Below are 12,641 nucleotides of genomic sequence, written 5' to 3'. Positions count from 1 at the left end.
TTCCGCTCCACGCAGGCCGCGTAGCCGAGGCCGAGCCGCTCCAGCGCGCCGGGGCGGAAATTCTCGGTCAGCACATCGGCCCGCGCCACCAGGTCGCGCGCGACGGCGAGCCCCGCGGGCGATTTCAGGTCGAGCATGACGCTGCGCTTGTTGCGGCTCGCCATGGTGAAGAAGCCGATTCCCGAGCCGGTGAGCCGGCGGGTGTTGTCACCCACCGGCATCGGCTCGATCTTCACCACGTCCGCACCGAGATCGCCGAGAATCAGCCCGGTCGTCGGCCCCATCACCATATGCGCGAACTCGACGACGCGCAGCCCCGCCAGCGGTGTGCCGCTCATGCCTCGCCCCTCACGCCGCCTGGCGATAGGTGCGCGGAATGCCCGCCTTCGCGACCTGGCCGTGCATCGGCTCGGCCGGCAGCCCCTCGTGCAGCAGGCGCCGCGCGGCGATCAGCGCCTCAAGGTCGATGCCGGTGGCGAAGCCCATGCTCTCCAGCATGAACACGAGATCCTCGGTGACGATATTGCCAGAGGCCCCGGCGCGAACGGGCAGCCGCCCAGCCCGGCCAGCGCCGCGTCGAAATCCCGGATCCCGGCGTCGAGCCCGGCCAGCGCATTGGCGATGCCGAGGCCCATCGTGTCGTGCAGGTGCAGCCCGCGCAGCGCCGGGCCGATCTCGCGCCGCACCGCCCGCACGACCGACCTGATCTGCGCCGGGTTGGCGTAGCCCACCGTATCCGCGAGGCCGATCTGCTCGACGCCCGTCTCCGCGAGTGCCGCGGCGATGCGCACCACCTCGCGCTCGGGCACCGCGCCGTCGATCGAGCAGCCGAAGGCGGTCGAGCAGGCGACCTCGATTTCCGCCGGATTGCCCATGTCCTTCATCCACGCGACGATCTGGCCGACCACCGCCACCTGCGCGTCGGGCGCGCGGTTGAGGTTGGCGCGCGAATGCCCCTCGCTGACGGAAACCGGGATGCTGACCCGATGCGCCCCGGCCGCCACCGCCGCCTGCGCCCCGCGCAGGTTCGGCGCCAGCGCGACGACGACGAGCCCCGGAATCTCCTTCGCGAAGCGCACCACCGCCTCGGTATCGGCCATCTGCGGAATCAGCTTCGGCGGCACGAAACTGCCGACCTCGATCTCTTTCAGCCCGGCTTGCGCCATCGCGGCGATCCAGCGGCATTTGGCCCCGGTTTCCAGTCTCGACTTGGCTATCTGCAGCCCGTCGCGCGGGCCGACCTCGCAGATCATCACGTGTTCGCTCATGGCCGCAATCTGCGCCCACAGCACCGAAGGGACAAGCCCCGCGCCGCCGGGTTTGGCAGGGCGCGCCGGCAATGCTACGAACCCGCGCGATGACCGCCGTGACCCCATCGCCGATCGCCGCCGAGGCCGCCAGCAACGGACTCGTCCTCGCCCTGCCCAAGGGCCGCATTCTCAAGGAATGCGCGCCGCTGCTCGCCGCCGCGGGCATCGCGCCCGAGCCGGACTATGCCGACGAGAGCAGCCGCCGGCTGCGCTTCCACACCGCGATCCCCGAACTGGACGTGATCCGCGTGCGCAGTTTCGACGTTGCCACCTTCGTCGCCTTCGGCGCCGCCGAAATCGGCATCTGCGGCGCCGACGTGCTGATGGAGTTCGACTATCCGGAAATCTACGCCCCGCTCGATCTCGGCATCGGCGCCTGCCGCATCGCCGTCGCCGAACCGGCGGACGCCGCCGGGCGCACCGATTTCAGCCGCCTCTCGCGCGTGCGCGTCGCCAGCAAATACCCCAACATCACCCGCCGCCATTTCGCCGCGCGCGGCATCCAGGCCGAGATCGTGGCGCTGAACGGCGCGATGGAACTCGCCCCGGGTCTCGGCCTGTCGCGCCTGATCGTCGACCTGGTGCAGACCGGCTCGACGCTGAAGGCCAACGGCCTCGTCGAGACCGAGACCATCGCCCACGTCACCTCGCGGCTGATCGTCAACCGCACCGCGCTGAAGACGCGGCCGGAGGCGATCGCCCACTGGATCGCCCGCTTCCGCGACGCGCTGGCCGCCGCATGATCCGCCGCCTCGACGCCGCCGCCCCCGGCTTCGCCGCCGCCCTCGCCGCCCTGGCCAGCGACCGCGCCAGCGCCACCGACGTCGCCGCCCCGGTCGCCGCGATCATCGCCCGGGTGCGCGCCGAGGGCGACGCCGCGCTGATCGACCTCACCCGCCGCTACGACCGCTTTCCCCTCACGCCCGAAACCCTGCGGGTGAGTGCCGCCGAGATCGACGCCGCCTGCGCCCGCGTCAGCGCCGAACAACTTGAGGCGATCGACCTCGCCGCGACCCGGATCGAGGCGTTCCACCGCGCCCAGCTGCCGCAGGACATCGCCTTCACCGATGCCGCCGGCGCGCGGCTCGGCCTGCGCTGGGGGCCGCTCGACGCCGTCGGGCTCTACGTGCCGGGGGGCAAGGCGTCCTACCCCTCCTCAGTGCTGATGAACGCGATTCCCGCCCGTGTCGCCGGCGTCGGGCGGATCGCCATGTGCGTGCCGACGCCGGACGGGCAGATGAACGATCTCGTCCTCGCCGCCGCGCGCCGCGCCGGGGTGGCCGAGATCTACCGCGTCGGCGGTGCGCAGGCCGTCGCCGCCCTCGCCTATGGCACCGAGGCCATCGCCCCGGTCGACCGCATCGTCGGCCCCGGCAACGCCTTCGTCGCCGAGGCGAAGCGGCAGGTGTTCGGGCAGGTCGGCATCGATTCCATCGCCGGCCCCTCCGAGGTGCTGATCATCGCCGATGCCGGGCAGGACCCGTGGCGCGTCGCGCTCGACATGATCGCCCAGGCCGAGCACGACGAGGCGGCGCAGTCGCTCCTCGTCACCGACGATGCGGCGCTGGCCGACGCGGTCGCCGCGGAGATCGCCCGCGCACTGGAAACCCTGCCCCGCGCCTCGATCGCCGCCGCCTCGCTCGTCGCCCATGGCGCGATCATCATCGCCCGCGACCTCGACGAGGCGGCCGACATCGCCAACCGCGTCGCCTCCGAGCATCTCCAGGTGATGACGGCCGACCCGGAGGCGGTTTTCGCCCGCATCCGCCATGCCGGCGCCGCCTTTCTCGGCGCCGACGCGCCGACCGCGATCGGCGACTATGTCGCCGGGCCCAACCACGTGCTGCCGACCGGCGGCACGGCGCGGTTCTCCTCCGGCCTGTCGGTGTTCGACTTCCTCAAGCGCACCACCTTCGTCGCTCTCGATCCGGCGGCGATGGCCGCCATCGGCCCGGCCGCGGCGACGCTGGCAGTGGCCGAGAGTCTCGACGGCCATGCCCGTTCCATCCGCGCAAGGCTGACCCGCAACCGCGCGGAAAACTTGACCTGAACGCGCCATCGGCTCATTTGGATCGCATGTTGCAAATTTTTATCGAGGCTTGATGTCAAAGAAGACATGATCGAGTTCAGCGGCACCGTCGCGGAGCTGCTCCCGAACGCGATGTTCCGGGTGAAACTCGACAACGACCACGTCATTCTCGCCCATACGAGCGGCAAGATGCGCAAGAACCGCATCCGCGTGCTGGCCGGCGACCGCGTCAACGTCGAAATGACGCCCTATGATCTGACCAAGGGCCGGATCACCTTCCGCTTCAAGTAAGCCGGACCGCCGCGTGGCCGACCTGATCCTGGCGTCGTCGAGCCCCCGCAGGCTCGACCTGCTGCGCCAGCTCGGCATCATCCCCGATTCGGTGATCTCCCCCGATATCGACGAAACCCCGCAAAAGGCGGAACCGCCCCGGCTCTACGCCGCGCGCATGGCGGCGGGGAAGCTCGCTGCCGTCACCGCGCCGGGGGTCTTCGTCCTCGCCGCCGATACCGTCGTCGCCCTCGGCCGCCGCATCCTGCCGAAAACCGAAACCGAGGCCGAGGCGAGACGCTGTCTCGACCTGCTGTCCGGCCGCCGCCACCGGGTGTATTCCGCCGTCGCCGTCCGCGGGCCGGATGGGCGCGTCGCCGCGCGCAACGTGCTGACCAGCGTCGGCTTCGCCCGGCTCGACCGCGAGAGCGCCGAGGCCTATCTCGCCAGCGGCGAATGGCGCGGCAAGGCCGGCGGCTACGCGATCCAGGGGCGCGCCGCGGGGTTCGTCGATTTTCTCGCCGGCTCGCATTCCGGCGTGGTCGGCCTGCCCCTGCACGAAACGCTGAACCTGCTGCGCGGCCTCGGCTGGCGGGCATGAACGCCGTCATCCGCGCCGGGCTGCGCGGCGGCACGGTGCATCTCGCCCTCACCCACTCCGGCCGCCTCGCCGGCTATACGCGCTGGCGGCCCGACGCGCCGGATGGCGTCGGCGATCTCTGCTCGGGCCGGATCACCGCCCGCGCCCCCGCGCTCGGCGGCGTGTTCGTCGATCTCGGCAGCAGGTCCGGCTTCCTGCCCGACAGCGCGGGCGGCAAACATCTCGCCGAGGGCGATCCCGTCGCGGTGCGGATCACCCGCGCCCCCCAGGGCGGCAAGGGCCCGCGCCTCGCGCTGGCGCAAGACGTCGCCCCCGGCGCGAAGCCCGGCCTGCTCGCCCGCGGCCCCGGCCCGCTCGCCGAATTCCGCGCCCCGCATCCAGCCGCGCCGATCCTCGCCGATGACTGGGAACTGGTGGCGCTGCTGCGGGCCGCGCATGAGGGGGTCGCGCACGATCCGGCCAGCCTCGCCCCGGTCGAGGAGGAGATCGCCGGCCTTGCCGAGCCGGTCTTTGCGCTGCCGCAGGGCGCGCGCGGCACGGTCTGCCCGACGCCGGCGCTCACCGCGATCGATATCGATGCCGGTGCCGCCACCGCCGAGCAGGGCGACAAGCCGGGCGCGCAGCTGCGGCTCAACCGCGCGATCATCCCCGAACTCGCGCGGCAGATCGTGCTGCGCAACCTCGCCGGCGCGATCCTGATCGATTTCGCCGGAATGAAACCCGCGGCCCGGCCGAAACTGGCCCCCGACCTCGCCGCAGCCCTGGCGCGCGATCCGCTCCGCCCGCGTCTGCTGGGCTTCTCGGCACTCGGCTTCGCCGAGATCAGCCGCCCCCGCATCCACCCGCCGCTGCACGAGCTGCCGCCATGACCGACGAACCGGCTCCCGCAAGCCGCCCCCGCCGCAAGCCCGCCGGCGCCTGCCCGATCTGCGGCCAGAAGGCGCAGGCGGCGCACCGCCCGTTCTGCTCGGCGCGGTGCCGCGCGGTCGATCTCGGCCGCTGGTTCGGCGAGGATTACAGGTTGCCGAGCGACGAGGCGCCGTTGACCGATTCCGAATAGGTCTCGAGCCGGGCGAGTGCGGCCGGCACGTCCGGCACCGTCTCGAACAGCTCGCGCACCGGCGGCCGGGCGAAACCATCCTCGATCACGCCATCGATCAGCGCCGCGACCCGGCTGGCCCAGCCGCGGATGTCGATCAGCAGGATCGGCTTGGCGTGGCGGCCGAGCTGCTTCCAGGTGAGGATTTCCATCAGCTCGTCCAGCGTGCCGATCCCGCCCGGCAGCACGACGAACGCATCCGCCCGCGCGAACATGCGCCGCTTGCGGGTGTGCATCGTGTCGGTGACGATCAGCTCGGTCAGGCCGGGAAACTCGACCTCGCGGGCGCGCAGGAAATCGGGGATGATGCCGGTCACCGCGCCGCCGGCGCCGAGGGCCGCCCCGGCCGTCGCCCCCATCAGCCCGACATTGCCGCCGCCGAAGACCAGTGTCATGCCCCGCGCGGCCAGCCCCGCGCCGAGATCGCGCGCCGCCGCGAGGTAATCAGGTGCCGCGCCGGGGGATGACCCGCAAAATACCGTGACCGAAATGTGACTCATAATGGAGAATGACCCGCAGAACCTTTCGAGATGCCTGACCTCGTGGCAGGATAACGCCCGACAGGCAAGCGACCGCGATCGAGAGTTTTCCACATGCCCACAAACGAGACCCCCAGCAGCGATAACGATGGCACGCGCACGCGGATGCCCGGCTGGCTGCCGGGCGCTGCGATCGGCGCGCTCGGCCTCTGCGCGGTGCTGGGCCTTGCGGTGCTGAGCAGCCACCGCACGCCCAGAACCGCCCCGCCGCGGCGCCAGCGCCCGCCGCCGCGCCCGCCGCGCCGGCAGCACCCGCGCCCCCCGCGGCGCCGAGCTTCGATACCGTGCGGGTGGATGCCGGCGGCAACGCGGTGATCGCCGGGCACGCGGCACCGGGCGCCACCGTCACCATCACCGCCAACGGGCGGACGATCGGCACCGTCAAGGCGGACGGTTCGGGCAGCTTCGCCTTCGTCACCGCGCATCCGCTCCCGGCCGGGGGCCAGCAGCTCGCCCTCGCCGAGGCGACTCCCGGCGGCGGCACGCGGACGAGCCAGCGCGATGTCACCGTCGCCGTGCCCGCCGCGCCGAACGAGGGGCCGCTGGCCGTGCTCGCCGGGAATGGCGGCAAGCCCTCCCGCGTCCTGAGCGGCCAGGGCCCGGCGCCCGGCACGCTCGGCATCGGCTCGGTCGATTACGGCGCCAGCGGCAAGGCCGTGATCGCCGGCACGGCCAAACCCGGCGCCACCGTCTCGCTCTCGCTCGACGGCAAGAAGCTCGGCAGCGCGACCACCGGGCCGGATGGCCGCTGGACCATGAAGGTCGGCCACATGCCGGCGAAGCCGGGTACCTTCAGCCTCAAGGCGCGGGACGCCAAGGGCGGCATCATCGGCGAGATGAAGACCGCCTATGCCCCGCGCCCGCTCGGCAAGGTGGCGCCGCACGAGGTCGTCGTCGCGCGCGGCGAATGCCTGTGGCTGATCGCCCGGCGCGTCTATGGCCGCGGCATCGACTACACCATGATCTACCGGGCGAACGAGGCCAGCATCCGCGATCCCAACCTGGTCTATCCCGGCCAGCGCTTCCTGCTGCCGCAAGCGCCCGGCAGGGCGGCGGAACCCGCCGCACCGGCCAGGCCCGCCGCGCCGCCGGCACCCCAGGCGCCACGGGCGGCGCCCGCGCCGGCCGGCACGAGCTGAGCCGTGGCGGCGGGGGCGTTCTTGCAAGGCCCCGCGCCGCTCGCCATAACCCCGGAATGGACATCATCGACTCCCTGCGCGCCGCTCTGGTGCCGCCGCACCGCGCCGGGCGGCCCTTCATCGCCGCCGGGCTGGCGGTTTTCCTGCTCGGCCTTCTCACCGCCGGCTGGCTGGCCTGGCTCGGCGCGCTCTTCGCGCTGTTCTGCCTGTATTTCTTCCGCGACCCGGCGCGCGTGCCGCCCGCCCGGCCTGATGCGATGCTCGCCCCGGCGGATGGCCGCGTCGTCATCATCGACGAGGCGCTGCCGCCGCCCGAACTCGGCCTGCCGGCGGTGATGATGCCGCGCATCGCCACTTTCCTCTCGGTGCTCGACGTGCATGTGAACCGCGTGCCGATGGCCGGCATCGTCACCCGCATCTCCTATCGCCACGGCAAGTTCGTGAACGCGGCGGCGAAGGAGGCCGAGGAGAACGAGCGCAACGCCCTCGCCATCCGGCTGGAATCCGGCGCCGCGATCGCGGTGGTGCAGATCGCCGGGCTGATCGCGCGGCGTATCCTGTGCGACGTGCACGAGGGCGACCGGGTGGAAACCGGCGCGCGCTTCGGCATCATCCGCTTCGGCAGCCGCACCGATCTCTATCTGCCGCCCGGCACGGTGCCGCTGGTCGCGGTCGGCCAGCGCATGGTCGGCGGCGAGACGGTGATGGGGCTGCTGCCGCGCGCCGTCCCGCAAGACGGCGCATGAGCGGGGCGGAAAAGCCGCCGCTCTTCGCCATGCCCCGGCGCCGGCCGCCGCGCCGCCCCCGCCTGCGCGGCATGAGCTTCAACCGCATGCTGCCGAACCTGCTGACCCTTGCGGGCCTCTGCGTGGGGTTCAGCGCGATCCGCTTTGCCCTCGAACAGCGCTTCGGCGCCGCGGTGATCGCCATCGCCGTCGCCGGCGTGATCGACGGGCTCGATGGCCGGCTCGCCCGCCTGCTCAAGGCCACGTCGCGCTTCGGCGCGGAGTTCGACAGCCTGTCGGATTTTCTCTGCTTCGGGATCGCCCCGGCGCTGGTGCTCTATCTCTGGTCGCTCAGCGACTGGGGCGCCTTCGGCTATCTGCCGCCGCTGGTCTACACCGCCTGCATGGCGCTGCGCCTCGCCCGCTTCAACGCGGCGATCGACGCGCTCCCGCGCGAGGCGGACGGCCATCTGCCGGCGTTCCGCTTCGCCGCCAATTTCTTCACCGGCGTGCCGGCGCCGGCGGGCGCCGCGATCGCGCTGCTGCCGATCTATCTCGGCCTCGAGGCCGTGCGGCATGGCGGCGACGGGCTCGACCGGCTGGCCCAGGCGCCGGAACTGAGCGCACTGGTGCTGACCGGCACCGCGCTGCTCTGCATCTCGACGCTGCCGGTCTGGAATTTCAAGAATTTCAAGGTGCCGCCGCAACACGTCATCGCCATCCTGCTCGGGGTGATCGTCGCCGCCGCGGTGCTGCTGGCCGATCCCTGGCTCGGCCTGTCGCTGCTGGTGCTCGCCTATCTCGGCATGCTGCCGTTCAGCCGCCGCAGCTTCCGCCGGCTGCAGGCCGAGGCCGAGGCACGGCGCCGGCAGGGGATGGACGAAGGCGCGAAGGAATAGCCCGCCCGTCCCTTCAGGCCGGCTCGGCGAAGCGCGCGAGCCGAACGGCGGTATGCCCGCGGCCGGTCCGCAGGCTCGGCATGATCAGCAGGCAGTCATCGTGCGGGGTGCGGATTTCCGCCGTGCCGTCGCGCGCCAGCAGCGTGTCCCGCCGGCGGATCACCTCGCCGCCGCGGAACGGCCGGACGAAGGCGAAGCGGCCGGTATTGGCGGTCACCACCCGCGACACCTCGGCGAAGCGTGGCGCCACGGACGGCGCCGCGCATGGCGCCACCTTCCCGATCATGCCGGCATGGGCCAGCACGGCGTCGACGCTCGCGCGCATCTGCCGCACCGTGTCCTCCTGCCAGTGCTGCCCGGCCTCGACCAGCACCGCCGCGGCATCGCCCGCCGCGGCGAGGAAGCGTGGATGGTCGATCAGCCGGCGGCCGCCGGCATGGCCGCCATCGGCAACCACCAGCGCCGGCGTGCCCATCGCCATCGCCAGCGCCCGGCCGCGCGCGCCCTGGCCGCACAGCACCAGCGGGTCGGACGGCCATAGCATCGAATGCAGGTCGAGCACCATGTCCGCCCCGGCGATCAGCGGCCAGATCTCGCGGGCGCGGTCAAGCTCGGCGGAGCGGCGCGGCCCCTCCAGAGTCGCCTGGTCCCACACCCGGTTCAGATCCTCGTCGACGAAGCGCGAGGCGACCGGGTTGTCCGGATCGAACCGCCGATAGGCGGCGATGTTGACAAAGCCGAGCGTCAGCCGCCCGCAGGCGGGCCGCAACCCTTCGCGCAGCAGCGCATCCAGCACCACCGCGCCGGCGATTTCGTTGCCATGCATCAGGCACAGCACCAGCACATGCGGCCCGGCGCGCGCGGCGGCGAAGGTGGAGAAACCGGGAATGCCCGTGTTGCCGGGCAGCCATGCCGCGAGATCCGGCGGGGTCAGCCGCACCTCGAACCGCGGCAACGATACCCCCCCGCTCATCGCGGCGGCAACGGCCGTTCTGGCCGAACGCGGCGGGCTTGCTTCGGGGCCGGTGTCGCCATGGCCCCACTCTACCCAGAGATGAAAATCTCGCAACCGTTCGACGTGTGTTGACGAAATGTCCCGCTGGCCCGAAAACGCCGCGATGCAAGCCGCGCCGACTCTCATGGCCGCACCCCATGCCACCGCCGACGGACAGGCCGCTCCGGTCACCGCCCGCGTCCTGTGCACCGACCTCGCCGGTCTCCGCTCCCAGGCCCTGGGCCTCGCGGAAGCGGCCGGATTCCGCACCGATTTCCGGGTCATCGCGCCGAAGCGCCCCTGGACCCTGTTTTCGCCCATGCTCTGGCCCGATCCGCGCTGCGCGATCGACGCCGCCGCCCTCGCCCCACCGGAGGGCGACCTGATGCTCGGCGCCGGCGGTGCCGCCGCCCGCGTGCTGGCGACGCTGCGCCGGCCGAACCTTCCGGCGGTGATCATCCAGCACCCGCGCATGGATGCCGGCCGGTTCGACGCCGTGGTGGCCGCGAAACATGACGGGCTGACCGGCCCGAACGTCATCGTCACCCGCACCGCGCTGCACCGCGTGACGCCGGAGCGCCTCGCCCTCGAACGCGCGCTCTGGGCGCCGCATTTCGCCTCCCTGCCGCGCCCGCTCGTCGCCGTGCTGGTGGGGGGCTCCAACGGCCGCTACCGGCTCGACACCGCGGCGGCGCGCACCCTCGCCGAGCAGCTCGCCCGGATGATGGATCGCGACCGCGTCGGGCTGATGCTGACCCCTTCGCGCCGCACCGAGCCCGCCGCCCGCGCCATTCTCGACGAGGCGCTGCGCCCGCGCGGCGCCTGGATCTGGGACATGCAGGGCGAGAACCCCTATTTCGGCATGCTCGCCGTCGCCGACGCGATCGTGGTGACGGGGGATTCCGTCTCGATGGTCTCCGAGGCGGTGGCCACCGACGCGCCGGTGATGATCGCGCGCCTGCCCGGGAAATCCACCCGCATCGGCGCCTTCATGGACGATATGGTCGCCTGCGGCCGCGCCCGGAATTTCGAGGGCAAGCTGCTGAGCTGGGCCACCTCCGCGCTGAACGACACGCCGATGGCCGCCGCCGAGCTGCGCCGGATGCTGGGAGTCTGACCGCGATGCTCGAGATCGACACGTTCGACAATGTCCGCGGCGGCAACGCGGTCTACAAGGCGCTCGCGCATCCACTGGCCGCCGCGGCGCTGGAGCGCCTCGCCGCGCGCCTCGCCGCCGGGCCGGTCGCGGTCTACGATCCCGAGCGCATTTTCGCGCCGCTGCGCGCCCTGGCGCCGGATTTCGCGGTCGATGCCGTCTACGTTCACGACACGCTGGCGATCGGCGAGAACCGGGGCGGCTTTCCCGCCCGGCCGCTGACCGACCTCATCGCCGCGGCCCCGGCCACCGTGCTGATCGCCGCCTTCGACGCCCGCCGCCTGGCCGACCGGCTGGCCGCCCTGCTGCCTGGCGCCGATATCCTCACCCTCGACGAGGTGCGCCTGCCCGACCGGCTGCTGACCAACCGCCGCCGCTATCTCGACCCGCTGAACTTCGCCACCAATTTCGCCTTCTTCCGCGATGACGACGCGATGACCACCAGCCTCGTCACCGCGAATTACTGGCATGGCTATGGCGCGCAGGGCGTGCGCCTGTGGTGCCGCCTGTTCGACGCCGCGGGCGCGGTGCTCGCCGAATTCGAGCGCGCGCTGCCCGACCATGCCGGCACCATCCGCATCGACAGCGCCGAGGTGCGCCGCGCGCACGGGCTCGGCCCGTTCACCGGCCAGCTCTTCATCCACGCCATCGGCGTCGCCGGGCACGACGTGGTGAAATACGCGCTCGACACGAACGCGACCGGCAACGGGGCGAGCCTGTCCTGCACGCACGACGCCAATGCCTGGCCCTCCGAGCGCTTCGCCGGTCTGCCCGCCCGCGCGAGGACGAGACGGTGATCCTCTGGCTGCAGAACAGCCACGCCGTGCCGATCCCCGCCGGCGCCATCGGCCTCGACCGGATGGGCGCCGAGGCGCCCGTTACGCTGGCCGAGCCGATCGCCCCCTTCGCGACGCGGGCGATCGACGTCGCCGAACTGCTGCCCGGGCTGCGCTGGCCGGCGCAGATCGAGCTGCGCGCCGGCCGCCATGTGGTGCGGCCGCGTTACGAAGTCGTTCGCGCTGGGCGCGCCCGTATCGCCCACATGAATGTCGAGCGCGCCGACCTCCGCCCCGATCCGGCGATCCGCTCCCTCTCGCCGCTGCTCGGCCGCGGTTTTCTGCTCCCCTTCCCGATCCTGCCGCGGGAGCGGTTCCGCTCGGCAGCACTGCCGACGCCGATGGCGCACACCCAGGCCAACCTGCCGCTCCGCCTCGACATCTTCGCCCCCGACGGCAGCAAGATCGCCGAACACCGCCCCGGCACGCTCCCGCGCGACCATGCCTGCGCCATCGATCTCGACGACGTGCTGCCGGCGGACGCGCTGCCCGAGGGCGGCCATGGCGAGCTGGTCTACGACTTCACCGACGGCGGCGAGGCCGATGGCTGGCTGCACGGGCTGTTCCGCTACGAGGCGCGGGACGGGTCGCACGCCGCCGAAACCAGCTTCGGCGCGCATGTCTTCAACACGCTGATGACCTGGAAGGGCGAGCCGCAATCCTATTCCGGCCCGCCGCCCGGCCTCTCGACCCGGCTGTTCCTCGATCTCGGCAGCGCGTCGCGGCCGAGCTTCTGCGTGCTGACCTATCCCGCCTCCGCCGCCTGGCATCCGCACTCCGCCACGATGCTGATCCTGCACGACGCCGAAGGCCGCGTGGTGGCCGAGCAGAACCTCGCCATCGCCTGCTCCGGCTCGGCCATTGTCGAGCCTTGGCGGATCTTCGGCGCCGCGGCACTGGCGCGCGCGGCCGGCGGCTATGTGATCATCCGCGATACGACCTGCCGGCTGTTCGGCTATCACGGCAAGCACGACGGCGCTCACCTCGGCGGTGGCGCGTTTTCGTTCGATCACATGTTCGGGTTCTGAATTCAGCGCAATCCTG

Annotated in this window: 15 protein-coding genes and 1 pseudogene; 11 read left to right on the top strand and 5 right to left on the bottom strand. The window is 72.3% G+C overall.

Features of this window, described 5'->3' with window-relative positions:
- The 3 genes from ACIDOCELLA78_RS000000111380 to ACIDOCELLA78_RS000000111370 all read right to left on the bottom strand — a co-directional run.
- Positions 1–338 (bottom strand): CoA transferase (locus ACIDOCELLA78_RS000000111380; RefSeq protein ID WP_201729653.1); only part of this gene is annotated, 338 nt, incomplete at its 3' end.
- A gap of 10 nt (positions 339–348) precedes the next feature.
- Positions 349–498, bottom strand: a complete 150-nt coding sequence (locus tag ACIDOCELLA78_RS000000111375) for a hypothetical protein (RefSeq protein ID WP_249676665.1) — start codon at positions 496–498, stop codon at positions 349–351.
- Entirely contained in the window at positions 450–1,268 is an 819-nt protein-coding gene (locus ACIDOCELLA78_RS000000111370) for a hydroxymethylglutaryl-CoA lyase (RefSeq protein ID WP_249676662.1), read from the bottom strand. The genes ACIDOCELLA78_RS000000111375 and ACIDOCELLA78_RS000000111370 overlap by 49 nt, the downstream gene beginning before the upstream one ends.
- Positions 1,269–1,357: 89 nt before the next feature.
- On the opposite strand from ACIDOCELLA78_RS000000111370, the gene hisG reads away from it, so the two are divergent.
- The 6 genes from hisG (at position 1,358) to ACIDOCELLA78_RS000000111340 (ending at position 5,270) form a co-directional block, all read left to right on the top strand.
- On the top strand, positions 1,358–2,053 hold the full coding sequence (gene hisG, locus ACIDOCELLA78_RS000000111365) for an ATP phosphoribosyltransferase (RefSeq protein ID WP_201729658.1): 696 nt from the start codon (positions 1,358–1,360) through the stop codon (positions 2,051–2,053).
- Complete coding sequence (gene hisD / locus ACIDOCELLA78_RS000000111360; protein ID WP_201729652.1) at positions 2,050–3,360, top strand: histidinol dehydrogenase; 1,311 nt, start codon at positions 2,050–2,052, stop codon at positions 3,358–3,360. The genes hisG and hisD overlap by 4 nt, the downstream gene beginning before the upstream one ends.
- 66 nt (positions 3,361–3,426) lie before the next feature.
- Entirely contained in the window at positions 3,427–3,630 is a 204-nt protein-coding gene (gene infA / locus ACIDOCELLA78_RS000000111355; protein WP_201729651.1) for a translation initiation factor IF-1, read from the top strand.
- Positions 3,631–3,643: 13 nt separating this feature from the next.
- On the top strand, positions 3,644–4,210 hold the full coding sequence (locus ACIDOCELLA78_RS000000111350; RefSeq protein WP_201729650.1) for a nucleoside triphosphate pyrophosphatase: 567 nt from the start codon (positions 3,644–3,646) through the stop codon (positions 4,208–4,210).
- Positions 4,207–5,079: a ribonuclease E/G gene (locus tag ACIDOCELLA78_RS000000111345; protein ID WP_201729649.1), complete on the top strand. Its 873-nt coding sequence runs from the start codon at positions 4,207–4,209 to the stop codon at positions 5,077–5,079. Before ACIDOCELLA78_RS000000111350 ends, ACIDOCELLA78_RS000000111345 begins: the two co-directional genes overlap by 4 nt.
- The gene (locus ACIDOCELLA78_RS000000111340) at positions 5,076–5,270 is read left to right on the top strand and encodes a DNA gyrase inhibitor YacG (RefSeq protein ID WP_201729648.1); all 195 of its coding nucleotides are present in this window, start codon (positions 5,076–5,078) and stop codon (positions 5,268–5,270) included. The genes ACIDOCELLA78_RS000000111345 and ACIDOCELLA78_RS000000111340 overlap by 4 nt, the downstream gene beginning before the upstream one ends.
- On the opposite strand, the gene ACIDOCELLA78_RS000000111335 is transcribed toward ACIDOCELLA78_RS000000111340, so the two are convergent.
- Positions 5,225–5,809, bottom strand: coding sequence for a TIGR00730 family Rossman fold protein (locus ACIDOCELLA78_RS000000111335; RefSeq protein WP_201729647.1), 585 nt, complete (start codon positions 5,807–5,809; stop codon positions 5,225–5,227). The genes ACIDOCELLA78_RS000000111340 and ACIDOCELLA78_RS000000111335 overlap by 46 nt on opposite strands.
- Before the next feature lie 323 nt (positions 5,810–6,132).
- Between ACIDOCELLA78_RS000000111335 and ACIDOCELLA78_RS000000111330 the strand changes: the two genes are divergently transcribed.
- Genes ACIDOCELLA78_RS000000111330 through ACIDOCELLA78_RS000000111320 form a run of 3 tightly spaced genes read left to right on the top strand, consistent with a single transcriptional unit; the run spans position 6,133 to position 8,611 of the window.
- Positions 6,133–6,987 carry an Ig-like domain-containing protein gene (locus ACIDOCELLA78_RS000000111330; protein ID WP_249676659.1) on the top strand — a complete coding sequence of 285 codons (855 nt, stop codon included), beginning with the start codon at positions 6,133–6,135 and terminating at the stop codon, positions 6,985–6,987.
- Positions 6,988–7,043: 56 nt separating this feature from the next.
- Positions 7,044–7,733 carry a phosphatidylserine decarboxylase gene (locus ACIDOCELLA78_RS000000111325; RefSeq protein WP_201729646.1) on the top strand — a complete coding sequence of 230 codons (690 nt, stop codon included), beginning with the start codon at positions 7,044–7,046 and terminating at the stop codon, positions 7,731–7,733.
- Positions 7,730–8,611, top strand: a complete 882-nt coding sequence (locus ACIDOCELLA78_RS000000111320) for a phosphatidylcholine/phosphatidylserine synthase (protein ID WP_201729645.1) — start codon at positions 7,730–7,732, stop codon at positions 8,609–8,611. The genes ACIDOCELLA78_RS000000111325 and ACIDOCELLA78_RS000000111320 overlap by 4 nt, the downstream gene beginning before the upstream one ends.
- A 13-nt stretch (positions 8,612–8,624) precedes the next feature.
- Here the strand turns inward: ACIDOCELLA78_RS000000111320 and ACIDOCELLA78_RS000000111315 are convergent, their stop codons facing one another.
- Complete coding sequence (locus tag ACIDOCELLA78_RS000000111315; RefSeq protein ID WP_201729644.1) at positions 8,625–9,584, bottom strand: succinylglutamate desuccinylase/aspartoacylase family protein; 960 nt, start codon at positions 9,582–9,584, stop codon at positions 8,625–8,627.
- Positions 9,585–9,702: 118 nt separating this feature from the next.
- On the opposite strand from ACIDOCELLA78_RS000000111315, the gene ACIDOCELLA78_RS000000111310 reads away from it, so the two are divergent.
- Both ACIDOCELLA78_RS000000111310 and ACIDOCELLA78_RS000000111305 read left to right on the top strand, forming a co-directional pair.
- Positions 9,703–10,722, top strand: a complete 1,020-nt coding sequence (locus tag ACIDOCELLA78_RS000000111310; RefSeq protein WP_201729643.1) for a mitochondrial fission ELM1 family protein — start codon at positions 9,703–9,705, stop codon at positions 10,720–10,722.
- A gap of 5 nt (positions 10,723–10,727) precedes the next feature.
- A pseudogene (locus tag ACIDOCELLA78_RS000000111305) lies at positions 10,728–12,625 on the top strand (hypothetical protein).
- Positions 12,626–12,641 lie beyond the last annotated feature (16 nt).

The sequence above is a fragment of the Acidocella sp. C78 genome (assembly GCF_907164655.1).
Note: the sequence above shows the minus strand (reverse complement) of the source record. Positions and strands in the feature narration are given on the sequence as shown.